Annotated in this window: 20 protein-coding genes; 13 read left to right on the top strand and 7 right to left on the bottom strand. The window is 41.3% G+C overall.

Annotation, left to right across the window (positions count from 1 at the left end; translation table 11 throughout):
- Positions 1 to 165: 165 nt before the first annotated feature.
- The 4 genes from OQ267_RS20005 to OQ267_RS19990 all read right to left on the bottom strand — a co-directional run bounded on the left by OQ267_RS20005 (position 166) and on the right by OQ267_RS19990 (position 6,976).
- Positions 166 to 1,329 (bottom strand): alkaline phosphatase family protein, encoded by a 1,164-nt coding sequence (locus tag OQ267_RS20005; protein ID WP_265837730.1) that lies wholly within the window; start codon positions 1,327 to 1,329, stop codon positions 166 to 168.
- Positions 1,314 to 2,912, bottom strand: a complete 1,599-nt coding sequence (locus tag OQ267_RS20000) for a SusD/RagB family nutrient-binding outer membrane lipoprotein (protein ID WP_265837728.1) — start codon at positions 2,910 to 2,912, stop codon at positions 1,314 to 1,316. The genes OQ267_RS20005 and OQ267_RS20000 overlap by 16 nt, the downstream gene beginning before the upstream one ends.
- Positions 2,913 to 2,932: 20 nt before the next feature.
- Entirely contained in the window at positions 2,933 to 6,214 is a 3,282-nt protein-coding gene (locus tag OQ267_RS19995) for a SusC/RagA family TonB-linked outer membrane protein (protein ID WP_265837727.1), read from the bottom strand.
- Between the two features lie 180 nt (positions 6,215 to 6,394).
- Complete coding sequence (locus OQ267_RS19990) at positions 6,395 to 6,976, bottom strand: phosphohydrolase (protein ID WP_265837726.1); 582 nt, start codon at positions 6,974 to 6,976, stop codon at positions 6,395 to 6,397.
- A 146-nt stretch (positions 6,977 to 7,122) separates the two neighbouring features.
- Between OQ267_RS19990 and OQ267_RS19985 the strand changes: the two genes are divergently transcribed.
- The 4 genes from OQ267_RS19985 (at position 7,123) to OQ267_RS19970 (ending at position 10,925) form a co-directional block, all read left to right on the top strand.
- Entirely contained in the window at positions 7,123 to 7,701 is a 579-nt protein-coding gene (locus OQ267_RS19985) for a helix-turn-helix domain-containing protein (RefSeq protein ID WP_088302508.1), read from the top strand.
- A gap of 78 nt (positions 7,702 to 7,779) precedes the next feature.
- Entirely contained in the window at positions 7,780 to 8,463 is a 684-nt protein-coding gene (locus OQ267_RS19980) for an HAD-IA family hydrolase (protein WP_265837725.1), read from the top strand.
- Between the two features lie 9 nt (positions 8,464 to 8,472).
- A complete protein-coding gene (locus OQ267_RS19975; protein ID WP_265837723.1) occupies positions 8,473 to 9,786 on the top strand; it encodes a DUF5690 family protein in 1,314 nt (437 codons plus the stop codon).
- A complete protein-coding gene (locus tag OQ267_RS19970) occupies positions 9,783 to 10,925 on the top strand; it encodes a TIGR03364 family FAD-dependent oxidoreductase (protein WP_265837722.1) in 1,143 nt (380 codons plus the stop codon). The genes OQ267_RS19975 and OQ267_RS19970 overlap by 4 nt, the downstream gene beginning before the upstream one ends.
- Positions 10,926 to 10,953: 28 nt before the next feature.
- Here OQ267_RS19970 and OQ267_RS19965 read toward each other — a convergent pair whose 3' ends face one another.
- Positions 10,954 to 11,229, bottom strand: a complete 276-nt coding sequence (locus OQ267_RS19965) for a helix-turn-helix domain-containing protein (protein WP_265837720.1) — start codon at positions 11,227 to 11,229, stop codon at positions 10,954 to 10,956.
- 956 nt (positions 11,230 to 12,185) lie between these two features.
- On the opposite strand from OQ267_RS19965, the gene OQ267_RS19960 reads away from it, so the two are divergent.
- From OQ267_RS19960 to OQ267_RS19950, 3 genes are read left to right on the top strand one after another with little or no spacing between them, the layout of a single operon-like run.
- The gene (locus tag OQ267_RS19960) at positions 12,186 to 12,977 is read left to right on the top strand and encodes a TlpA family protein disulfide reductase (protein WP_265837719.1); all 792 of its coding nucleotides are present in this window, start codon (positions 12,186 to 12,188) and stop codon (positions 12,975 to 12,977) included.
- Between the two features lie 32 nt (positions 12,978 to 13,009).
- Positions 13,010 to 16,186: a SusC/RagA family TonB-linked outer membrane protein gene (locus OQ267_RS19955; protein WP_265837717.1), complete on the top strand. Its 3,177-nt coding sequence runs from the start codon at positions 13,010 to 13,012 to the stop codon at positions 16,184 to 16,186.
- 11 nt (positions 16,187 to 16,197) lie between these two features.
- Positions 16,198 to 17,562, top strand: coding sequence for a RagB/SusD family nutrient uptake outer membrane protein (locus OQ267_RS19950; protein ID WP_265837715.1), 1,365 nt, complete (start codon positions 16,198 to 16,200; stop codon positions 17,560 to 17,562).
- A 51-nt stretch (positions 17,563 to 17,613) separates the two neighbouring features.
- On the opposite strand, the gene OQ267_RS19945 is transcribed toward OQ267_RS19950, so the two are convergent.
- Positions 17,614 to 17,952: a hypothetical protein gene (locus tag OQ267_RS19945; RefSeq protein ID WP_088299533.1), complete on the bottom strand. Its 339-nt coding sequence runs from the start codon at positions 17,950 to 17,952 to the stop codon at positions 17,614 to 17,616.
- A gap of 492 nt (positions 17,953 to 18,444) precedes the next feature.
- Between OQ267_RS19945 and OQ267_RS19940 the strand changes: the two genes are divergently transcribed.
- A complete protein-coding gene (locus OQ267_RS19940) occupies positions 18,445 to 19,197 on the top strand; it encodes a LytR/AlgR family response regulator transcription factor (protein ID WP_265837714.1) in 753 nt (250 codons plus the stop codon).
- Between the two features lie 40 nt (positions 19,198 to 19,237).
- On the opposite strand, the gene OQ267_RS19935 is transcribed toward OQ267_RS19940, so the two are convergent.
- Positions 19,238 to 19,360 carry a hypothetical protein gene (locus OQ267_RS19935; RefSeq protein WP_256387648.1) on the bottom strand — a complete coding sequence of 41 codons (123 nt, stop codon included), beginning with the start codon at positions 19,358 to 19,360 and terminating at the stop codon, positions 19,238 to 19,240.
- A gap of 236 nt (positions 19,361 to 19,596) precedes the next feature.
- Between OQ267_RS19935 and OQ267_RS19930 the strand changes: the two genes are divergently transcribed.
- The 5 genes from OQ267_RS19930 (at position 19,597) to OQ267_RS19910 (ending at position 25,294) form a co-directional block, all read left to right on the top strand.
- Positions 19,597 to 20,565, top strand: a complete 969-nt coding sequence (locus OQ267_RS19930; RefSeq protein WP_265837713.1) for a hypothetical protein — start codon at positions 19,597 to 19,599, stop codon at positions 20,563 to 20,565.
- Between the two features lie 567 nt (positions 20,566 to 21,132).
- Entirely contained in the window at positions 21,133 to 21,957 is an 825-nt protein-coding gene (locus OQ267_RS19925) for a hypothetical protein (RefSeq protein ID WP_265837712.1), read from the top strand.
- 3 nt (positions 21,958 to 21,960) lie between these two features.
- On the top strand, positions 21,961 to 23,208 hold the full coding sequence (locus OQ267_RS19920; RefSeq protein WP_265837711.1) for a hypothetical protein: 1,248 nt from the start codon (positions 21,961 to 21,963) through the stop codon (positions 23,206 to 23,208).
- Positions 23,205 to 24,134, top strand: coding sequence for a glycosyltransferase family 2 protein (locus OQ267_RS19915; RefSeq protein ID WP_265837709.1), 930 nt, complete (start codon positions 23,205 to 23,207; stop codon positions 24,132 to 24,134). Before OQ267_RS19920 ends, OQ267_RS19915 begins: the two co-directional genes overlap by 4 nt.
- Entirely contained in the window at positions 24,131 to 25,294 is a 1,164-nt protein-coding gene (locus OQ267_RS19910) for an AMP-binding protein (RefSeq protein WP_265837707.1), read from the top strand. Before OQ267_RS19915 ends, OQ267_RS19910 begins: the two co-directional genes overlap by 4 nt.
- Positions 25,295 to 25,321: the final 27 nt, after the last annotated feature.

Genomic DNA, 25,321 nt, shown 5'->3' with positions numbered 1-25,321 from the left:
CATCAAATCATATTAAAAAGTTCGGGCGTAAACGTAGCGGTTTACCATAAAGCCTTTCGGTAAACAGACTTAATTCAGAAGGATTGGAAAACTGGTTAAATTAAAAAAGTTGACCATCAGCGGTATCGCTTCCAATCAACTTTAAATCTATTCAGAAATTAGTTATTATTTAAACACTGTTTTGATAGCATTTCCAACCTCGTGCCCGGCTGCGGCTTTAAAATCAAAACCCAGTAGCTCAGATATGGTTTGTGCCAGTTGTTTGTGGTAAATTGTTGTTGATGTTTTTATTTCTCCGCTTGCAGGTGTGTCCGGTCCTAAAATGGCAAACCACGTATTTTCAGCTCCTTTAACATTTGCGCCATGGTCACGCCATTGATCCATGGGTACCTCTCCGCGGCCGTGATCGCAGGTGATCAACAGTGTTGTGTTGTTTTTATAAAACGGATCTGCCTGGATCATTTCCCATAGCGTTTTAATATAGCCATCTTCCTGCTTGGCCCTGTCGAGGTAAAATTTATAATTGCCTGCATGTGCCATGTCATCGGTTTCATCAAAAGCCATATACATTACCCTTGGTTTATACTGCTTCAGGTATTCCTTACTAAATTCATAGGTAATAAAATCCAGTCTGGTAGAATCACCGAGGTAATGCGGAACATGATGTTGAAGTTCGTTCAGGTATTTTAATCGTGCATTTGCATCATTGTTTTTCAAATCTGCATAGCCGGAGTATACTGGCAGACCAGAACGGCCGGTATTCAAAATTTGCGGAAAACGTTCCCATGATGAAAACGTCACTACTTTACCTTCAAAGCCTTTTTGCTTATTCAGAAATTCCAGCACATTCAGGTTAGGATTGGCAATGGCATCATTGGTATTCATCCTGACATCGGGGAAGCCTGTAAAAAGCTCATTGTAGCCAGGATAGGAAAAACGATAAGGATTGGATAACTCTTCTTTATTGCCCAAATCCCGGTTACCATAAATCTGCCCCTCTTTTGCGATGGTGTTCCATAAAAATGGGAAAAGTAGTTTTCTTCGGTCATCCAGAGCGGCAGTCCAGTATTTTTTTCTCACTTCCTCCTTGTCTTCCGTGTATTTTGAACCGATCAGAGCAGAATCAGCCCCTCTGAATACTTCCTGCCAGCGCATTCCGTCAAGGGTAACAATTAACAGGTTTCTTGTTTTCCTGGCCTGTGCAAAGGAAAATGTTGCACTTATGGTTAAGGCAACAATTAATATAAGCTTATTCATATGATGGGTTGGAGGGGTAAAGGCAAGGCCAATAGTTGGCCTTGCCTGAATGGATATTATTTTAAAATCCACATGATGCCGTTAATGTCATCATTGCCATTAAACTGAGCGGTAATGGCTGCCTGATAATTTTTAGCATTGGCGGTGCGTTCTGCCGAAGGATATTTAAAACGTTGCGCAATGCGGTTTCCGTTTCCTGTTCCCGGGCCGGTTGTAAAAGCGGGAATTCCGGTACGGCGGTAAGTAAAATAAGATTCTAAACCAGCATGTCTGAACAAGGCCAGGTATTTCTGCTGCAAAATTTGTGTAATGCCTGTTGTGCCGGCTGCATACTTTACTGTAGCCTGGTTATAATAGGTATTAAAATCAACCGGGATAATGAAGGTGTCATAATTGGATGTGTTGGTTACATCTGTTGATCCGGGGCGATAGAAATATGCGGTATAGTTGCCCGTTTCAGGAATGCCATAAGCACTCATCGAGGCTTTTATGCCGGCAATATAATAGGTTTCAGCATTTCCGGCTGCCCATCCTCTATTGATGCCTTCTGCAAGGTTAAACATGAGTTCGGCATAGCCGATCTGTATGCTTGGCTCACCGGTATAAGTAGAATAAAACCGTTTACGGTTAAGGAAAGAATATTTTTGTAAACCGGCATTGTTATACATTACACCTAAATCCAGGCCTGCATCTGCACCAACAAAAGAAGCAAAATCCGTAGCGCTTTGCTTAGCATTATCCACTAAATCTCTTGCGGGTTCGGCAGTGGCGTAAACCCTCGGGTCTTTTAAACGGGTAAGTAAACTGATATAAGTTGCTGATGAATTTTTTCTGGATCCGCTTTGCCCGAAATTATTTGGGTTTTGAGGGTAATAATTGTTCGGGGCTACAAAGGTGTATTGCAGGTTATCTGCAGTACCAGTCATTAAAGGGTATTTAGTAGGATTGTTGATGATACTGGCAAACTGCGTCATCACATTCAGATCGGTATCCGCTGTTTTTTTGCTTAATTGAAGCAATAATCTGATTCTTAATGCATTTACCGTTTTTTGCCATTTACTCAGGTCATTGTTGAAATAGATATCATTGCTGAGTGTTGCGCCGGCACCAGTGCCAAAATTAGCCGGGTTTTTAATTAGCTGATCCAAATCGCTATTGGCACTTTCCAGCCAGGCCAGCGATTGCTGCATTACTGTTTTTTGTGAATCATATCCGGGTTCCAGCGCATCCAGGCCCTTTAGTGCCTGCGTCATTGGAATATCACCCATTTCCAAACTCATTTTACTAAAGAAATAGGCTTTAAAAAATTTACCCAATGCTTCATAAGGATTAATGCTGGCACCACCGGTAGCTGCAGCACGCTGCTCCATTTCCACTACGTTTTTAAGTGCGGTATAATAATCATCACCACTACCCAAATCATAACGGTTATTGCCATAGTAATCATAATTGTTCAGGTAATACTGGCTATAGGTTTCTTTTGAACCATCTGGCAGGTCTGGTAAATTATTTAATACGCCATTTAACAAAAGGGCTGCAGAAACGGAATTGGGTTTATTGGTGTTTTTAGTGAGCTCTTCAAAGCTTTTTTTACAACCTGTTACCAGGGTGATGAGCACCAGGGGCAACAGGAATATATAGGCTGTTTTTTTCATGATCTTTTGTGTTGTCAAGGTTAGAAAGAAGCGTTTAGGTTGATGCCAAAACTGCGGATAGTTGGCGACTGTAAACCGGTTGAGGGTGTGGCATAATTATACTGATCAAGGTCTACATCCTTAAAGCGTTTATCCTTATAGAAGTACAATAAATTCCGCCCATACAACGATAATGAAGCTTTTTTGATAAAGGTTTTTTCCAGCAATTCTTTAGAAAATTCATATCCGAGAGTTACTTCGCGCAGCTTGGTAAATGTTTTACTCATCAGGTTAGCCTCGTCTACCCCGTAATATTTACTGACATAATCCTGTACAAAGGCCACCTGTGTGTTCGGAGCGTATTGTAAGGCTGCATAATTAAGCACGGCGCCAGTATTGGAGTCATAATTAATTGAAGCGCCGTTAGCAATCACTACACCTTCTCCAACGTAACTGCCATTATAACCTTTCTTTCCAAAATTTGACCAATCCTGGTATCTGGCGGCACCTAAAGCACCATCTGCAGTTTCTGCATTTGAACCACCACGCATGGTTTTGTTGTGCATGTAATCAACAATTACACCACCAACATTCCCATCAAACTGGATGCCCAGGCTTAGGTTTTTATATTGGAATTTATTGTAAATGCTCCAGTTAAATCTGCCGATTTCGTTACCCAGAAACTGGGCTGTTGGGTTAACTAATGGTTTGCCTGCCGCATCATTGATGATTTTTCCATCCGGTGTTCTTACAAATGCGCTTCCATATAATTTATCTGTACGGTCTCCTGCTTTAAAGAAGGTAGCATAAATGCTTTGGCCCTGCGGAAGTTCTTTATAAACTTCTTTGTAAGTAGCAATATTGGTTAGGATATTCCAGCTAAAGCCGTCTGCCTGCTTAAAAACATCACCGCTTAATGAGCCTTCGTATCCGGTTTTCTTCGTTTTAAGCGCATTCAGGTATTCGATGGTGTAACCTGTAGCCGTTGAAATGGCATTTGGTAAAATTCTTGGCCCATCAATATACTGGAAGGCTGTTCCACTAAAAGTTAACCTGTTTTTAAAAAACCTGATGTCAAAGCCTTCCTCATAATTTACACGCGTTGAGGTTTTAATCCCATTCTGATATAAATAATCAGAAGCGTAACCTGCGGTTTGACTATTATAAGGTTTGCTCGTGGCGTAGGAAGTATTTAAAGAATAATCAGGTCCATTGTATGGAGAGCTATATGTCGTGCCATAGCCCAGTGGGTTGTTAAAAAGTGATGCACCCGTGCTGCCACCCAAGGCCGTAATGGAACTGAATGGGGCAGGGCCTATGGTGGTAGAAGTGGCATCAGATCGAATATTGGAGTATGATGCCCTGGCTTTTAAAAAGCTGATAAAAGCTGGCATTTTAACATAATCAGAGATTACTGTTGCTGCTGATAAGCTTGGGTAATAATAGGTGGTTGGAACCTGAAAGGCAGAAGATTTATCTAAACGGCCTGTGCTTGAAATCGTTGCATATTTGCCTAAGCTTAAATCCAACGAATAATAGGCACTTAATACCCGCATGCCAGAGTTGAAACTGGTAGACTGGATTGGATTTTTAGAGTTGCTGAAAGCATAAACTTCAGGAACATTCAGGTAATCGGTAGAGGTCCAGCTGGAATTATAAGACATGTTGCGCATGTTTCCGCCGATTAAACCCGAAATATTCAGGAATTTTTTAATGGTATAATCGTAATTTACCATCAGCTCCGTGTTGTTATCGAATAAGTCGCGGCGATCTTCACGGTAATCCCCTTCATTGCCTTCACGTCCGTAAGGATGGGCAGAAAAAGGCATTTTCTCTGTGCGCAGGATATTGTAGGTATCAACCTGCGAGCGTAAGGTGGCATTCAGGTTCGTGTTGATTTTGTAATTGGCTAAAAGGTAGCCGGTGGTATTTGTTTTATAGTGGCCACGTGTCCATTCCTTCACCATAAACCAGGGATTGTGGTAACGGGTATATTCTGCAAATTGTTGTTGAATCCCTTCTTTACCCGGTTGCCAGATGGCTTTAATATCAGGTGCGTTCACATCCCAGTCTGCCCCAGTCCAGATGGCCATATTGTAAATTAAACTGTTTGGGCCATATTGTACATCTGGAAAATTATCAGTGGTTTGGCGGTTGAAGTTAACATTACCTTCAAATTTCCAGCGTGGGCTAGGGTTGAATGAAGCATACATGTTGACATTGGCAATATCCAGGTATTGCTCAGGAATGTAACTGTCCTGGTGTTGTTGCGAAGCAGAAAAACGGATGGTATGGTTTTCGCCGTTGGAGGTTAAGGCGATATTGTTATTCGTTTGAACTCCGGTGCGTAAAAAGTTATTTAAGTTATTTGCACCCCGCGCGGTATAAGGTGTTGGCTGGCGTACACCGTTCACGATAGGGCTGTCATATTGTGCAATTAATTGTCCGTTGAAGTATGGCCCCCAAATGTCATAATCAGAATCTACACCCCCCGGTGCGCCACCTTTACCATCAACAAACTGATAAAAAGTATTTTCACCCGCCCCATAAGCATGCTGTATTCTTGGGAAGGCCAAAAACCCCTTGTTGATGACCGTACTGCTGTTCACATCAATGGTTAAGCCTTTTTTGTTTTTGTTGCCTTTTTTGGTGGTAATCAGAATGGCACCATAAGATGCCCTGTTGCCATAAAGTGCGGCTGCAGCGGGGCCCTTTAATACTGTATAGGTATCAATATCATCCGGACTGATATTATAGGTATCTGTATTGATGGGGAAACCATCCACCACATATAAAGAAATGGTATTTCCGCGAATGGCTACATTTGGCGAGCCTAATAATTCAGCAGAAGGACCTACTGATAATCCGGCCACTTTGCCAATTAAGCCGGTTACCGGATTGGGATCACGCGCCAGGGTAAGATCATCTCCCTGAACGGTAGATACGGCATAGCCAATTTTACGGTTATCCTTTTTTACACCTAAAGCCGTTACCACAACTTCATTAAGTGTTTGGTTATTCCCTTGCAGCGTGATGGTCAGCGGGTTCGTGCTGTCAATAATGGTCGCTTCCTGGCTGTTAAAACCTACAAATTGAAACTGAAGTGTTTGACCGATATTTGCTGATAAGATAAAGCGGCCATAATTATCAGTAGTTGTGCCAACTTTAGAATCCTTGAGCATGACAGTTACCCCGGGAAGAGGCTGATTGGTCTCATCATTAACCACGCCCGAAATCTTGGTTTGTGCCAGTAAAATTAGCGGAGAAAGGAAGCACATCACCAGGAGTGCGAGCCTTTTTAAATTGGGGTAAAAAGCATCCATAATTGCCAAATAATTTGATTTAATATTATTTGGCAATACTAAACTTTGTTTATTATTTGTAAACTAATTTTAAGTTATCTAAACTTTAAAAGTTTGTTTACTGATCATTAACAGATTTCAGTTTTGGTAACTAAATCAATACAATTAGGTTAAGATGATTTAACACCAAAGCAATAATTCCTATTTGTGATGGCTTAAATGTGTTATGGCAAGCGCCTTAAGCTGATCTAAATTATTGATCGGGATCGCTGTTAATTTCGCTTCATCGTCCCAAAAACGCATGCGGATAATAATATCAAGATCAGGATCAGCTTCAAATGCAGCTGCTTCGGCTGCGTGCATTGGTCCGCCTTGAAAGCCTAAAGTAATGCGACTGGCCGGAGAGAGCTTGTCAAAATATTCAGGATATTTATAAGTGAGATAGCGTTTAGCAATCACATGTCCGTTTACCAGTTTGGCCAAACGCGGGGAGAAACCACGTGCCAGCAGGTAATCAGCTCCAATCTGCTCATGATTTACGTTACCCATGCCATCCATGCTTCCCACTGCTGAACCTGCGGCACATAAATGTCCGATATCATGAAAGAAAGCTGCAAGTACAACTTCATCATCATAGCCTTCTGCAAGTGCCAGGTTTGCTGCCTGCGACATGTGCTCCAACTGGGAAACAGGTTCTCCGATGTAATCATCATTTCCATGTGCCTCATATAAAGCGAACACTTCATCAGCAATAAGCTGAGGATTTAAGGGTTTTTCTGTCATGCGATCTAAAAAAACGCAAATAAAAGCAATTCATGTTAGCACAGAATTAAATTTTTGTGACCTTCTTGCTTGATACTAAAATATTTTAAAAGCCTTGCCATGCTAAAATTTATTCTCTAATTTCCGCCCTTACAAAAATCAGATCGATGGAAGATGATGTACTGATACAGATCAGTAACCGTATTAAAGACAGGCGACGTGAGAAGAATATTACGGTGCAGGAACTTGCCTCCAGGGCAAATGTTAGCAAGGGATTAATTTCGCAGATTGAAAATAGCCGTACTGTACCATCTTTAATCGTACTCATTGATATTATTAAATCTTTAGAAATTGATTTAAACATATTTTTCAAGGATATTAAATACAATGGCAAGGAGTTTCCACTTTTGATCCGCCGTAAGGAAGCTTACGAGCATTTTGAAAAGGAAGATGCTATAGGTTTTAATTACCAGCGCATCTTTACACAATCCATTAAGAAATCAACCATAGATATCGTTATTCTCGATTTGGAACCCGGTGCCCAAAGACCGCAGATCCAAACGGAAGCTTTTGAATATAAGTACATCTTAAACGGGTGTATTGATTACCATTTTGGGGAGGAAGTGTATAGCCTGAAGCAAGGTGATTCTATGCTGTTTGATGGGCGTATGGCGCATACCCCCAAAAATTTGGGTAAAGAAAAAGCCAGTATGCTGGTGATCTATTTCTTTGAAGAAATCAGCTAAACTTAAATTTATCTTAACATTAAGGTAGTTTTGTAATAATAAACTAAGTTTAATTTTGCTAAACAAAAGATTTAGCAAATGTCCATTAAACTCGTAGTGTTTGATATGGCCGGTACCACGGTCAAAGATGAAAATAAAGTTACGCAAACTTTCAAAAGTGCCTTACATCAGTATGGTTATGATGTTCCTGATCACATCATCAACCCTTTAATGGGCTATAAAAAAATAGTGGCGATTACCAAAATGCTCCACTTATATGAAGCTGATGCTTCGAAGATTACATCAGTTCTTATTGATCAGATCCACGAGACCTTTGTACGCCTGATGATTGAATATTATCAGCAGGCCGATTTTCTGGAAGCCTTACCAAATGCAACGTCAACGCTATTGGCCTTAAAAAAAACAGGTATTCAGGTAGGCATCAACACGGGTTTTTCAAGAGATATTGCCGAAGTGATTATTAAAAGACTCGAATGGCGGGAGAAAGATATATTTGATTACCTGGTTTGTTCGGACGAAGTAGCAGAAGGTCGCCCCAATCCAGGGATGATTAACCGTTTGCGGCAGCTGGCCGGTATTGCTGAAGCAGATGAGGTGGCGAAAGTTGGTGATACCGAAGTGGATATCCGGGAGGGGCAGAACGCAGGTTGTAAATATGTCATTGCGGTAACCACCGGCGCTTTTACCCGTGCCGCGCTGGAGCCCTACCATCCCACGCATATTATTGATAACATTGCTGATGTGCTTGGCATCGTTTTATAAATAATCGCGATGGGCTTAGCAAAAATTTTACGGGCAAAGATAGCCCATTGGCCTTATGCCCTTACGTCGGTTATATCGGCTTTGGCTGCTTTTGGGGCCTATTCATCTATGTATGCCTTCCGCAAGGCCTTCGCTGCAGGTACATATGTGGGGCAGCAGTATTTTCATATTGATTATAAAGTATGGCTCGTTATTTTTCAGATTGTAGGTTATACACTGAGTAAATTTTATGGCATCCGTTTTATTGCCGAACTTAAGGGTAAGCGCAGGGGGGCTACCATACTGCTGCTGGTAGGTATTTCGTGGCTGGCTTTGCTGGGCTTTGCCCTTGTACCGGCACCCTACAATATGCTGTTTTTATTTATGAACGGTTTCCCTCTGGGTTTAATATGGGGCCTGGTATTTGGCTATCTGGAAGGTCGCCGTTCTACCGAATTTATGGCTGCGGTATTATCCATAAGCCTTATTTTTGGTTCAGGTTTCGTAAAAACAGTTGGCCAAACGCTTCTGCACGCTTACCATGTAAATGAATACATGATGCCATTTTTAACGGGTGCATTATTTGTAATCCCGATTATATTTTTTGTCTTACTGCTCGAACTCATGCCGCCGCCTACAGAAAAAGACCGGCTTCTGCGCACTGAACGTAAGCCTATGACGGCTTCAGAAAGAAAACAATTTATCAGCCGCTTCCTGCCCGGCATTATCCTTACTTTAATCATCTATGTTTTGCTTACGGTGATGCGTGATGTGCGTGATAACTTTGAAGTGGAAATCTGGAACAGCCTGGGGATTACCGATAAGAACATTTATGCGAAAATAGATAGCCGGATTTCGATCATTGTACTGGTTGCCATGAGCTTGCTTTTTCTGATCAAAAGAAATTTAAAAGCCTTCAGTATTATCCACCTCTTCATTATAGGGGGCTGCATTTTAATTGGCGTATCCACCCTTATGTTCAGTTTACACATGGTTGGCCCCGTAGCCTGGATGACAATGGCTGGCTTGGGGCTCTATCTGGGTTATGTGCCTTATAACGCCATCTTTTTTGAACGGATGATTGCCACTTTTCATTATAAAAGCAATGTGGGTTTTGTAATGTACCTGGCCGATTCCCTGGGCTACCTGGCCAGTGTAAGTGTATTAATCGTGAAAGAATTCGGAAAGCCGGATATCAGCTGGGGGAATTTTTTTAAAGAAGGTATAATCCTGGTCGCCGTTATTGGAGGCCTTTGCAGCATCTTATCCTTAATTTATTTTTTTCAATCTGCACGCAAGGGCACTTCTGCTGCGGCAACACCATTAAAATTTTCAACCATATGAATCAACCATCTGCCATCGTTATTGGAGCCGGCATTGTAGGTTTGGCCACCGCCCGGGCACTTGCCATCAGGGGATTTGAGGTAACCGTATTTGAACGTCACGAGCATGCAGTTGGTGCATCTATCCGCAACTTTGGGATGGTGTGGCCAATAGGACAACCTACGGGGCCCCTTTTCGAGCGTGCAATGTTATCCCGCAGCATCTGGAAACAGATTTGCATGGAGGCCGGTATCTGGCATGATGAGGTAGGTTCCTTACACATCGCCAATAGCGATGATGAACTCGCAGTGATGACTGAATATATAGAAATGAATCAGGCTTATCGCAATTGTAATCTGCTCAGCCCTAAGCAAACTTTAGCCAAATCAAACGGCGTAAATCCTGCTGTATTAAAAGGCGCCTTGTGGAGCGGGACGGAAATGATTGTAGAAGCCCGCGTAGCCATTGGTAAAATAGCCGGTTATCTGGAAGAAAAATATGGGGTAAATTTTCACTGGAATACGGCCATCAGCCAGGTAGAAAATTCAACTGTAAAATCAGGATCACGAAGCTGGCAGGCTGATGAAATCTTTATTTGCAGTGGTGCCGAATTTGAAACCCTATATCCTGAAATTTTTATGCAGCAGGGCATTACCAAATGCAAATTGCAAATGTTACGCATCATCAGTCAGCCAGAGGGCTGGCGTATGGGGCCGGCATTGTGCGGAAGCCTGAGTATGATTCATTATCCCGGGTTTCACGCCACACCATCTCTATCCCAGCTGCGTAAACGTTACGAAGTGGAATATGCAGAATATTTGAAATGGGGCATCCATGTAATGGCGGCCCAAAACCATACCGGAGAAATTACCATCGGCGATTCGCATGAGTATGGCCTGGTTCATGATCCTTTCGACAAGGATTTTATCAACCAGCTGATTATAAAATATTTGAAAACCTTTACCCATTTTAAAGATAACAGCATCATCCAAACCTGGAATGGCATTTATCCGAAAATGAAAAATGGCGAAAGCGAACTGGTTATGGCAGTAGCACCGGGTGTAACCATCATTAATGGTTTAGGTGGTAACGGCATGACTTTATCTTTTGGATTGTGTGAGCAGGTAATCGGTGCACGGTTTAGTTCACAAACCTTATAGGTTTTATAATCGATAGGGTTTATTTGATTTACCCTTTCCGTTGTTTTCTGACATCTGGATATTTAGGGATGGCAATTTTAAAATTAAATACTTCAGTTGGCTGAACTTCAAGTGCCTTGCATACGGCAAACAAGCCACTAACTGAAATATTGTTTTCTCCCCGCACAATACGGTAAACCTGGCTGTAGCTGAAGCCAGTCCGATCCTGAATATCTTCCAAAGTAATTTTTTTCGACTGGGAAATTTCCCAAAGCCTTGCCCTGATGAGTACTAAAATCTCCTTATCAATATACTGTTCAGCCATTATTGACAAAAAGACTTTAATAATTAAATATTTATTATTCCAAATTTGGAATAATAAATAATGAAAGCTATATTCGTGTATTATAACTAGGTATTAATAAAAGTCTTGCAACTACAGAATCTGACGCCGTTGAAGCAAGACAGCAGTTTAATACCCATATCTATGTGTAGTTGTATATATTTGTACATCGAAATAGATGTGGGGCTGCTGTAAATCCATTTCAATGTAAGGCGTCAGAAACTTTAATGTAGTGATGGTTTGCGGCCTCACATGTATTGTGAAAGCTGATTTGTCAAGGCTTGTATTTGATCAATATAAGTATGAACCCACAGGTAAAACAAGTACAGTTAAATTCCCCGCTTCATCCCGGCGCGGCACTTGGTTTTACGTTCAGCTTTACGTTTAAACATCCCATGTATGGTCATCATCCCCAAAAATGTCCTTTCAATTATTTGTTTGCTTTGAAACCAAAAAATCCTGTTTAGTTTAGAGCACAATCCCTGCGCTGCTTTCACATGCTGATTTAGAGGTATAACAGCGGTGAAGCAGCCGGGTTTTGTGAAACTTGAAACAAAACCAGGTAATTTATTAAAACAGCATCAGGCGCTGGCGGTATCTGCTATTTTCTTAACAGGACATACAGGTACATCAATCATTTGGAAAAATGCAGGCATTTAAAATTTAAGGGCGAACCCTAAATATGTGTTTATCCTGCGCTTATTGCAGGGTAACACATTTTAGGTTATGCATCATGCTGCATAAATAACAGATACAGCCATTTAGCATACCACCGGCGGCATGCCTGTTGTTAAAACCTAAGGTAATACCAAACCATAACCTAATCTTTCAGCACATTAAAACTGCGGTAATTAAAACCTGCTGGTTTCTTTCTTTAAGAAAACAGATCGCGCAGGAAAATTAACCAGGTTTAACCGGCTGAATTAAAACAAACCATTATGATTCAAAAAATAACGGCAATAGCCGTAAGGGCATGGCTATGCCTTAAAAATTTCAGAAAAGAAAGCATTAAACGCATAGCTGCGGATGCCATTTCAGACCAGATTACCAGGCATCAGGCACCCATCATCTTCAGCAAGAAAATAGCCCGGGGGCAGAAACGTTCTATACGCTCACGTGAATTGAGTTTGCTGGCCGAACTCTCTTTTGCAGAAATTAAACTGGAATGGATTAAACGAAGCAAAGAAATCACTATCATACTGCTTTTTTTCTGCTGCTGCGCTACTATTCCTACAAATGCACAAAATATGGCAGCGGAGATTAAGCCACAGCAGGTTGGCAGCAAATTACCAGCAAGCTTCTGGACACAGGAGCACCTGGTGTATGCAAAAGGAAAAACCACCCGGCAAAGCCTGCTCCGGTATAAAAACCGGTTATTGATTCTCGATTTCTGGGCAACATGGTGCAGCAGCTGTACCCATAAGTTTAAAGACATGGATAGCCTGCAGAAAGAATACGAAGGGCAGGCCATAGTACTGCTGGTAAACGCCAAAAGCACCCGCGATACACCTGAAAAGATTGCCGCCACGATGAAGCGCTTTAATGATCAGCTGGTAACAGTTATGGCTGATACTACATTGAGCAGATATTTTGTGCACGGCACCGTACCACATTATATCTGGATAGCCGGCGGATATATCCTGGCCGCAAGTGGAAGTGAATTTGTGCAGAAGGGAAACCTTAATGCCATTCTCGATCGCCAGCAACGCTTAAAAGGAAGCACTCCATAAACCATCAAAATTTCAACTAAACCAAACAAATTATGAAATCTTATATTATCGCCCTCCTGATTTTCTTTTGTAGCATTGCAAATTCAAGGGCGCAACAGCGGTTTACAGGAAGCGTTGTGAGCAGGGCTGATGGAAGTGCGTTGCCAAATGCCACCATCATTATTGATCAGGGGAAATTAAATGTACAAAGTGACCGTAACGGAAAGTTTTCTTTAGGTTTAAGCAGCGGGCCTCACCATTTTAAAATCAGCCTGCTTAATTACAGCACGTTAGATACGGTTATTCGTTTCGCTGGCCAATCTGTTCGTTTTGAATTGATACCGGCTATACATCAGCTAGAAGAAGTAACCGTAAATACTGGTTACCAAAAAGTGGGTAAGGAAAAATTAACGGGCGCTTACCAGCAAATTAGTGGCGCTGTACTAAATGAACAAGTGGGCAGTAATATTATGCGCAGGTTGGAAGCCGTGGGTAACGGATTAAGTGTAGACCGTGAAAGCTTTAATCGGGAGCGCATTAATATCCGCGGTGTAAGCACGTTCAGTGGACCAGGAAATGTACTCGTAGTTTTGGATAACTTCCCTTACGAAGGCAGTCTGGATAACCTGAATCCGAATGATGTGGAGAGTATCAGCATCTTAAAGGATGCAGCAGCTACTTCTATATGGGGCAGCCGTGCAGGTAACGGTGTCATTGTCATTCAAACTAAAAAAGGTAAATACAATCAGCCACTCAGCATCAGTGCCAATTTAAATCAAAGCTTTAAGCAGGCACCTGATCTTTACCGGTTGCCGCAAATGAGCAGCAACGATTTTATTGATGTAGAGCTGAACCTTTTTCAAAAAGGTTTTTACCTGGCCAATTATAATAGTCCAAATAAGCCGGTACTCTCTCCGGTGGTAGAATTAATGTATAATAATACCATTAGCCAGGCAGAGAAAGACCTCCGTATTGCGGAATACCGAAAAAAGGATGTAAGGGATGATTTTAAAAAATACTTTTATCAAAACGGTTATACACAACAATACTATGTGCAGGCTGCATCAGGCGGGAAGGGTTTCGGGTGGACCACCTCGGCAGGTTATGACCATAGCCGTTCTGAATTAAATGTAAAGAGCGATCGCCTCAGCCTGCGCTATGGCCTTAATTTTGACCTGCTGCAAAACCTTAAGCTTGATTTAAGCCTGCTATACACCGGAAGCAATACCTTAACGGGCAAAACAGGTTATGGTAGTATTACCTCTGCTACCGGCAGCCTTTATCCGTATGCCAGCTTTGCAGATGAAAACGGTAATGCCCTGCCAGTAGCTAAAAATTATAGCCTGAATTATATCAATAGTTTAAACGGATTGAAATTGCTGGACTGGCATTATTATCCGCTTAATGATGATGCCTATCAGCAAACTAAAGGCCATTTTGATGATTTAAATATCAATACAGGGTTAAACTATAAATGGAACGGCCTCTCGGCTACACTCCTTTACCGCTTACAAAGGCAATCGGGCAATAGCAACCTGTTGCAGGAAATGGGCAGCTTTACCACACGTAATCTGATTAATGCATTTACGCAATTGAGCAATACCGGCACAGCTGTTTATAAGGTTCCGCCGGCCAGCATTAATGATCGTTCTGCATCTTTACTCCGGGCGCAGGATTTAAGGGCACAGTTAAACTATACTAAAAAATTTGCTGCTCATGGTATTGATGTAATGCTTGGTGCAGAACGAAGAGAACAAATAAATAATGGAGATCATTTCAGAAGTTATGGTTTAAATACCAATACCCTGAGCATTACACAGGTAGATTATACCACCGCCTTTCCGAATTATGTTACTGGTAGCAGTTCCTATATTCCTGATCGGCAGGGCATCAGTCAAACACAAAACCGTTATGTAAGTGCATATGGCAATATCAGTTACGATTACCGTGAACAATATTTGCTGTATGGAAGTGCACGCAGGGATGCCACAAATTTTTTCGGGATAAATACCAACGATAAATGGAAGCCATTATGGTCGGCCGGTATCGGATGGATCATTTCAAAGGCTGGGTTTTACCATTTGAAAGCCATCGATTTTATGAAACTAAGATTAAGTTATGGCTTTAGCGGCAATGCCGATCCGAACCAGGCTGGTCTTACCACTATACAATATGTAGGTACATCGGTTTATTCACAGGCACCATACGCCATTATTGACAAAAAAGCCAATCCGGATTTGAAATGGGAAACCGTACAAACGATTAACCTTGGCCTGGATTTTAATGCGATGAGCGGTCGCTTATCAGGCAGCATTGACGGCTACCTTAAACGGGGGAAAGATCTTTTGGGAGTTTATCCGGTAGATTATACTACCGGAGTGGGTAACTTTATTACTAAAAATGTCGCCTCAATGGAAGGAAGGGGCATTGATCTTCAGTTAAACAGCCTCAACACCCAAGGATTATTAAAGTGGCAAAGTACCTTAAACCTCAGTGCCAATAAAACAAAGGTAACTGATTATTACCTGCTTAGTAATAGTGCCTCCGATTGGGTGGGCAGCACAACAGCCAGCATTAGTGGTATTGTGGGCAGCCCGGTTTACAGTATCTATGCCTTTAAAAGTCCGGGGCTTGATGCTGCCGGTGATCCTATAGCCTTTCTTAAGGGGGAGGTTAGTAAAGATTATAGCAAGATTACGCAAACCGGTACTTCGCTGGATGAACTTAAATTATTTGGTTCTGCACTGCCAACGGTTTTCGGCAATTTGCAAAACCGCTTTAGCTATAAAGGTTTTAGTTTACAGCTCAGCCTAAGCTTTAAACTGGGATATTATTTCAGGCGTCAAAGCATCAATTACAGCAGATTAGTGAATAGTGGCGTTAGCCATAATGATTATGGCTTGCGCTGGCAGAAGGCTGGTGATGAGCTAATTACCGATGTTCCGGCTTTTGTTTATCCGAATAATTCAGCACGTGATGCTTTTTATGCTGGTTCTGAAGCTTTGGTAGAACGGGGTGATCACATCCGTTTCCAATATGCCAACCTGGGTTACAAATTGCCCGGGAAATGGCTTGGAAAGGCCATTCGTGATGCTGAATTTTATTTGAATACCACCAACCTCGGGATGCTCTGGCAGGCCAATAAAAAAGGAATCGATCCGGATTATGCCGGTCCGACCATACTACGCCCTGCCAAAACCATATCTGCCGGATGCAGAATTAACTTCTAAAGGAATAAAAGATGAAAAGATATCAAAAAACAATGTTCTACCCGATTATGGGATTTTTAATTCTTCTATGCTTTTCTGGCTGTAAAAAATATCTGGATGAAAAGCCCGATCAGCAGCTGGCTACGATTGAAACAACGGAAGATATGCAGGCGCTGCTGGATTACTATCTTAAAATGAACTTTAATGATCCGGGCGTAGCCAATTCATGTACGGATGATTATTATGTAACAAATGAGGTATTTAATGCCCGTACTGAACAAGACCGGAATCTTTACCTGTGGAAGGCGGAAAATAATTTTGCACCTTTGTCCCTGCACTGGGCATCCTCTTTTGAGGAGATTTATATCTGCAATGCTATATTGGATGCCATTGCGCAAAATGGAAATCGCATTACGCCTCTTGATAAAGTGAAACACATCGCAGCCCAATCCCGTTTTCACCGGGCAAGGGCTTTTCTGAATGTAATTGGCATCTGGACAAAAGCTTATGACCCGACTTCGGCGCCATCCGATCTGGGTATCCCGCTGCGGCTTGACGCAGATTTTAATAAAATATCTTTCAGGGCCAGCCTTGCCGAAAGTTATAATCAGGTATTGAAAGACCTTAAAGCTACAATCGCAGATTTGCCTGTTAAAGATATTTCTGCCACCAGGCCATCTAAAGGAGCAGCTTATGGTTTATTGAGCAGAACTTATCTTCAGATGAGAGATTATGTGCAGGCTGGCCGATATGCCGATAGTGCCTTGCAAATTCAGAAAACATTAATGGATTTTAATACCTTAAATGCATCTGCAAACTTCCCTGTTGCACAGCAAAATGCCGAGGTTCTTTTCGATAGCCAGGCAGTAGCCACTGCAACGGGAAGCCAGGGCAGGGCATTGATTAATCCGGAACTTTATAACCTGTATGCCGCTAATGACCTTCGTAAAACTATATTTTTCAGAGCAAATGGAAATGCTTATATTTTTAAGGGTTATTATGCCGGTGCGGCATCTATTTTTAATGGCGTGGCCACTGATGAACTTTTGTTAACCAGGGCTGAGTGTTTAGTAAGACAAAACAGGATCACCGAAGCACTGGCAGATTTAAATCTTCTGTTGCTTAACCGATACCGGAAAGGAACCTTTTCTCCATACACCGGCCTTACACAAGCGGCTTTACTGGCTTTAATTAAAGTTGAGCGGAGAAAGGAGTTGCTTTTCAGAACCCTGCGCTGGGGAGATATTAAACGTTGGAATGCGGAGGGTGATGGTATTGTACTAAGCCGAACCGTAAATGGCGAAAAGACTATTCTAGAACCTAACAGCTTACGATATGCCTTACCGTTGCCTGAAGATATAATTGCTTTATCAGGGATGCAGCAAAATCCAAAATAAACCAGTCCTATAGGTTTTCTCAAAAACCTATAGGACTTCATGTTTTACATTTTATTCGGCTTCTTTTTTATAAATGGCCGCGTTGGTAATATCAGCAGAAGAGGGAAACATTGAAGTATTATGAAGGTAAGTATCCAGCTCATCCTTTGTATTGATGCTTTCATCAACTCTTAACACGCAAGGAAGATCTAAGCCATTTGCACAGGGTGATTCATTAGGTTCGCTAATCTGCGTATAGCTGGCGCCATTGCGGATATCGTTTAAGCTTCCTGATTCATACTGCCAGTAGGTATAACTTTTTTTTGAAGCTGAAGTAAAAGCGTTTAAAGTGATTAAAAGGCCGAACCCCATCAGGGCTACAAGGCCTAAACTTAATTTTTTTAAATTCATGGCATGTTTAATTTTAGTTTAAAGTTTTAATCCTGATCGATGTACATTGGCCTGGCCATGCCACATCAGTTGTTTAGTTTTTTTTGGTTTCCTCCTTTCTATTTGATTCGCATTTCTTAAAAACCAACAATTCTTTCCAGACACAATGAACATTATTGTGCATGTCGATTGCTATACTAAATTCGCTGTTTTCTCTATAAAAAATTCGGCTGTTTATTTCAAATGGGTTATTACAGGTACCTGAATAGGTATTGTATTTCTGAAAGCTGAGAATAGAAGTACCTATCTTTATTAAACTGAACTTTTAAGGGTCAATATGTAAGCTTCTCAGCAGCTTTTCCTTGGCAATCCATATTTTACAAACAGCTTTTTTTGGAAAATATGGTTTAATTTTTAAATTTATAAAACCATTATGTACCTCTGTTTTAAGGAATATGAAGTGATGATGGGCGCCCTGTTTTTTATCCGAAACGCTTTCAATTTTCCTTATTCATGGACGAAAAATTACAATGTATTGTTGTTGATGACGATCTTGAGGCGATCAATATACTTTCTGCACTTATGCAGGATCATCAGTGCTTCATCCTCCAAAAAAGCTATACTGATCCGCAACTTGCCCTCAGGGATATACTGCTACAAAACGAGGTTATTGACATCGCTTTTTTAGATATTGATATGCCGCTACTCTCCGGGCTGGAACTGGCTAAACGGATTCAGGGAAAAGTTCGGTTTATCGTTTTCGTAACTGCCTTTCGCGAATATTCCTTAGATGCATTTGAAGTAAATGCGATGCAATATTTCATCAAGCCTGTTACGGCAATTAATCTGATTGATACCTTCACTCAGATTAATCAACTTCAGCATTTTCATCAAAAAGATGTGCGCTTAATAGCTGATGTAACGGATGACGGACTATACGTATTGACAGGTGTAAAAGGTCAATACCTCAGGTTAGATATAGCCAGCATCATTTTATTTAGTGCGGAGAAAAATCAGGTTCATGTTTTTACAACAAAAGCTGATTATGTAGTGAGCGCCGGGATTGGCAGGGTTATGAACGACCTTAAAGGTGACAAGCGGTTTATGAGAATACATAAGTCGCATATCATTAGGTTAAATGCCATCAAGAATGTATCCGCTAACCTTGTTTATCTTCAAAATGATTATATGGCGTCAATTAGTCCGCAATACCGAACTGCTTTTTTCAATTATATTCAGCAAAAAATACTCAAAAACCGGCCATAACCGGTTTTCAAATCGTAACCATAAATAACAATACTAAACTTTAATGCGTGGTGAGTACGCTCGTGGTAATACTGGTGTCTGTAGATGGTTTGTTTGTTTCCTTCTTTCTTGATTTAAAAACAAAAACTGTTTTTGCGCCTAAATTGCATTTTGCTTTTTTCATATAGATCTGAATAAATAATAGAAATGGAAATAAATACTGCAAATGGTTTCTATTTCCGTTGCGAACTTAATTGGATGGTGGAATAAAAAAGATAAATTATGACCAGATGGCATATTGATCATACGAAACTGAATATGAGGGTAATCAGGAAATTATTGAGATTGGTAAAAAATTATCGTATTCATATAGTCTGCTGGATAGTTTTTATACTATATGAAAACTTATTGCTCATCGGGATGGAACTTCAAATGCCTGATTTAAAAGCTTTAGTTTTTCATTCGGCCGCAAATGTTACTTTTTTTTACGTTTTTGCCAGGGTGATTTTAAACTGGGCCTGGCGATCTGATTTCCATGACTGGTGGCGAATTCCTTTTGGTGTAGCTGTTAGTTTAATCGCTTTTATGTTGCTGAAATTTTTGTTAGATGATGTAATATTAATTCAATATGAGGTAAAGCAAAGTTCAGCGCGTAGCAACATCAAAATATTTTCAGGTTACCTGTACCGTGGTGTGTTTTTTATGCTATGTGCATTAGGCTACTGTTATTTATTCAGGTTTATTAAAGAGCGTCAGAAAAGGCAGATGTTACTGGTGTCTTATTTTAATGAGCTTACCTTGTCATCCAATGGCAAGAGCCCCTTGCAACAACGGCTTCCCGGCTTATTGTATACACATCAAAATATGCATCACCTGTTTAGTTGTTTAAATTTTATTTATTTAAAGCTGGCGGATAAAGATCCTGATCTTGCCCTTTTCTCTTATTTTTCTACAGATTTAGTGCGCTATTATATTGATCCGGATACGGCGAAGAGCACTAAGCTGGCGAAAGAATTAATTCTGGTTAGCAACCTGATAAAAATGGATCAGATTATGTTTCCCGAAAAAATGCCGTTGCGTTTAAAAATCGAAAAGGGAATAAAAGATATGGATGTTTCCGCTACGGCATTAATTCCGCTGACGATACTTTTGCTCCGCTTTTCAACTGCCAAGATTAAAAGCCAAAGCAATAGAGGTGAGTTTTCTATTTTGATGTTAGATGGACAATTGTGTTCAAGAGGGAGTGATATTCAGTGTATTGAGGATTCGGGTAGTTTAAAGGTAGCATTTGAACAATTACAGGTTCAAATGCTCACTTACAAAAAAGAGATGGTAAAGTTTGAATATGAAATTATTCATGATACCTTAAATTTTGAGGCTGTATTTTAGCATCAGCAAGCAGTATAATTAAATTTGTGGGTTTAAATACATTCATTTAATCTGCAATGAAATAGCCCATGGTTTATTCTAAAAGTTACCCCTGCCTTATCTCGTTTTAATCTGTTTGATGGACATTTAAAATAACCCAAGCTTATGCTAGCAGAGGATATAATATTTTATTGAGGTTGCCAGGAATAAATTTATAAAACTTACGGTACATTTACAGCAGGATTTTAAATACAATTTTTGTAAATATTTTTTTTATTTCTATAATAAAGTTTGTATCTATGTGTAACAAATCTGTTTTGTAATAAACCAAACGCTCAAACTCAATGCAATACGCTCATTCTTTATCTGCTTCCGTTATCCTTACGCGCCGTTTTTTTGTCAACGCCACTTAACGTTTTGTTTTAAGGGGTTATGCCTTTTATTTATAAATATTAGCCTTTTAGTCAGGATTTATAATCACTTCACGTTTAATAATAAGCTGCTTTCGTTTATCAATTTCAGATAAATTAAAATCATCTCATTATATAGTCCATCTAAATTTTTATTTCTAATTTAACTCAATCAATTGTGAAAAATCTATTATCAATTATCCTTCCGGTGCTTGAAGGAATGGAGGAATCTCCGTTGAAACAACAACTGCTTACTTATTTTCCGCAACAGGAAGAACATTTTACGACCATCGAAGAAAGTTTTACCAAACTGACGGCAATCCCGCATGACAGGGACCATCTTAAACCCTTTTTCCATAGCTGGAGTCAAACCAACAATAGTGCTGTTACTGTTGCCGGATTAAGTAACCGCATGACGATGCTGATTCATAAAAATGCACCCGTAGCCGATGAGGCTCAACTTTTCAGATCAGTGGCCAATTTAAACAGAATTGTGGATGAAGACCTTGCTGTAGTAGGAAAGGTATTACATTCTGATTTGTTTTATACGATGGCTACCAATACATGTGGTGATGATGGCTGGTTATTAAGGCAATACCTGGATCCAAGTGCCCGTGCTTTTAAATACTGGAAAGACCAGAACTCGTTGCGCAACAAAGATTTAATGATTGGCTTATTAACCACGCTTGTACATGAAATTTACACACACGGCGAAGTAGAATTTATATTGCCTAAGTTTACACGCTGGCTGGAAGATGATTTTGGTTTCGATAAAGATACGTTAAAACATACCTTGGCCTGGATATCCGTACACTGCGGCCCAACAGAGAAAAACCATTTCTTTTATGCCGTGAATGCCATCAATCACTATGTAAAAGCGATGAATGTAAGCCTGGCTAATTATGACCTCCGTGAAATTGTTGCCGATTATTTAAGTAAAAAAGCAGCCGTAATGGAAACCATCAGTGCCAGTTTAGAACCGGTGATGGAAGAAATTGCTTAAGGAATGACAGGCGAACTTATAGCAGGACACGCCATTTGTAGCAGGGATTTCCTGAATGAAATGCTGATCAAATACCTGGGCGAAATACCATGTAACGGGGCCGATTCTTTTTCGCCGGTGCCTGTTGCGGTAGAACGCAGGGAAATTATGCGGATGGAACAGTTATGCCGGATTTTGAACAAGGCATTAACCGGTATTGTAAATGCCTACTTTGAAGATGAAAGGATCCGTGCCATTTATAACTTCGATGAAGAACTGAATCGTATTTTGCAAATGGCACAAGCACTACCTTATGAAGTGGGTATGTACCGTCCTGATTTTTTACAGGCAGAAGATGGCGGCATTAAAATTTGTGAAATAGGTGCAAGGTATCCCATTAACGGATGGATGATCAGTTATTACCTCAATATCATTACTGAAGCTGGTACAAAAGGTCAGCTGCCATCGCTGGAAGCTGTTCCTGCCCAGCAGGATTTTATAGCCAGCATTTTTGATCAATTTAACAGCAGTACGCCAATTGTGTTGGTGCACGACCGTGAAAAGGGAACGGAAGTATTTTACCTGCTGGATGAGTTAGGTAAACAGGGGCTGGATTACCTTTCTGCAAGCCCCTCGCAACTGACGCATCAAAACGGAATCGTCATGTTAAATGGCCGGCCTGTGAGTCAGTTTATTTTTGAAATGGACCGGGAGGAACTGCGCAATTTCGATCCGGAAGTGTTGAAACTGATTATCAATCAGGGCAACTACTTTAATGATGTGCGTACGCTGATTCTGGTGCACGACAAGCGCATCCTGGCGGTTTTGTATGATGAAGCGATGATGTCGGATCATCTGTCGGAAGAAGAATACCGGTTTTTAAGGTCTTTTCTGATCCCGACCTACGACCTGCATAGCGCTGAGAAAAGGGCAGAAGTAAGCCATTCACCGCTAAACTGGGTATTGAAACGCAATAGCGGAGGCCGTGGGATTGATATGTTTGTAAAAAATGACTGCGACGCCGGGGTTTGGACAGCTATTATTGATAACCAATGGCCGGAATATATGGTGCAACAATATGTGCCGCAACGCTGGTTTACGTATGGCAGTGGTTCAGAGCAGACTATGATCAATCTGGTGGGGATGTTATTGTGTTATAACGGCCACTCTTTTGGCCCGGGCCTGTTTCGTGGTTCAGCAGAGCATGTAGTTAATGTTCACCAGGGCAGGGGCGTAATTTTCCCGGCCATGATGTCTGAATCATCTGTATGACGCATGCTGTAATCATTCCCTTATTTAATAAAGCGGCCTACATTGCTCAAACGCTGCAATCACTCCTCCGCCAGCACAAACTGCCGGAGGAGTTGATTATTGTGGATGATGCCAGTACAGACCATGGTCTTTACATTACCCGTGAGTTTTTGCATCATCATACAACTGAATTTGGCGCTTGCCGGATACAAATAATTGAGCTGCCAGAAAATAAGGGACCAGGCCATGCACGCAATGTTGGTTTTGCGGCCAGCAGCAGTACACTGATCAGTTTTTTGGATGCAGATGATGAATACCATCCGCGCTTGCTTGAAATGGCCGCGGAGGCATTCAGCAGACATGAACTCGATTTTATGGTACTCAACATCACCTTTATGCCCGGCAGGGAAATATACCCTGATCTGGATCCCTTAAAACAATACATTGAACCCATTGCACCGGATCTTTATCTGATTCAGGACCCTTTAAGGGCAGTAAGTTCGCCACACTTTATTATGGGGGTGGGGAGCAATGTCATCACCAGAAGAAAATGGATTAATGGTCACTACTATAGTGCTGAAGCACAATTAAATGAAGGTATTGATTTCTGGTACCGGGTGCTCAAAGGAATTGTGAACAAGGTGCCGGGAAAAATTGCCCTGCAAACCGGAGCTTATCTTTATGTGAATGAAGTGCCGGGTAGCTTATCGCGGAAAAACTATACCCATTTTAAGCAGGTTGAACTGCCACCGGTAATTTCAAGGTATATCAACAGCAATGATAAGCATGATCGCTTGTTGATGGGTATGATTGGTGAACGCTGGTATAAACATGCCTTGCAAAATTTGACATCCAACCATCAGAAAATGTGCTTTGTATGGTATCACCGTCGGTTTTTGAAACCATACCTGGGCTATCTGCTGCTTAAAATAAATTTTAAATCATGAATGATACTCTTCTTCAAGCGCACTATCAGCTTGTGCGCCGGTCTGAACTCTTCAAATCCCACTACCAGGATTATGAGGCCTATCAAAAGGCCCCGCTAATCGGGAAAAAAGAACTAATCAGGCAGTTACATGAAAACTTTGATCTGCATCAGGAGGACAAAGGTGTTTACCTGGTGCGCTCTGGTGGTTCTACGCAGAAGCCGTTGGTTTTTCCTGTAGACATTGCCGAAAACCTGGAGCAGCGGGCTGTACTGGCCAAAGTCTTAAACCAGGCTGGGGTATTTACGCCGAAAACCATTGCGCTCAATCTGTTTGGCTACATGGATATGTACCGCACGGCCGCCATTATGGATGACCTGCTGGAAAGGTGCAGTTCAACCACCCTGGTCGCCAGTGCCAGCCTGCCCTATGAAGATGCCTATCATATGGCGCAGCATTTTAAACCCAATTTATTGCTGGGTACGCCTTCCAAACTATTTCTTTTTGCCCAATACCTGAAAAAAAATCAGCTTCATTTATCCATAGAAAATCTTTTGTTCGGGGGAGAATTCCTGCCGCCATCGCATATCGGGGTTTTTGAACAGGTCTTCGGCACACGGCAAATTTATTCACTGTACGGTTCAGCAGAAACAGGCATCTGGGCCTGGTGCGATTACAGCCGCTCTCCGTCGTTATTCCGAGTGATTGACGGCCTGGTGGTTGAAGTACATGCGCCTGATGCTGATGGTTATGGCAATTTGCTGGTGAGCAATTTGTTTCGCAAGCGTTTCCCTATTTTTAGATACAATACCGGCGATACGGGCAAATGGATTGATATTAACGGACAACCTTACCTGGAGTTAAAAGGGCGGGAGCATCAATCATTTATGTTTAACGAGTGCAATTATGACCTGGATGATTTTAAGGCTGTTTTAGCGGATGTGGAAAGGTTCCAGATCCAGATTGTTCCTGGTGAAGGGCATACGGGCATAAAATTTTTGCTGGTAACCGATTTTACGGATATGGCCAAAGCAGAATATATGGAACTAAAACGTCAGCAGCTCTATGAAATATTTGGTTACCAGGTGAAAAATTTAGAAGTTTTAGTAAGCAATGATCTACAGCTTTATACCAATGAAACCACGGGTAAAAGCCCTGTGATTGTGGATCACAGGGATTGATTGCAACAGCATCTTGACTACTAATTT

Source organism: Pedobacter sp. MR22-3 (genome assembly GCF_026240075.1).
In the GTDB taxonomy this organism is placed as follows: domain Bacteria; phylum Bacteroidota; class Bacteroidia; order Sphingobacteriales; family Sphingobacteriaceae; genus Pedobacter.
Note: the sequence above shows the minus strand (reverse complement) of the source record. Positions and strands in the feature narration are given on the sequence as shown.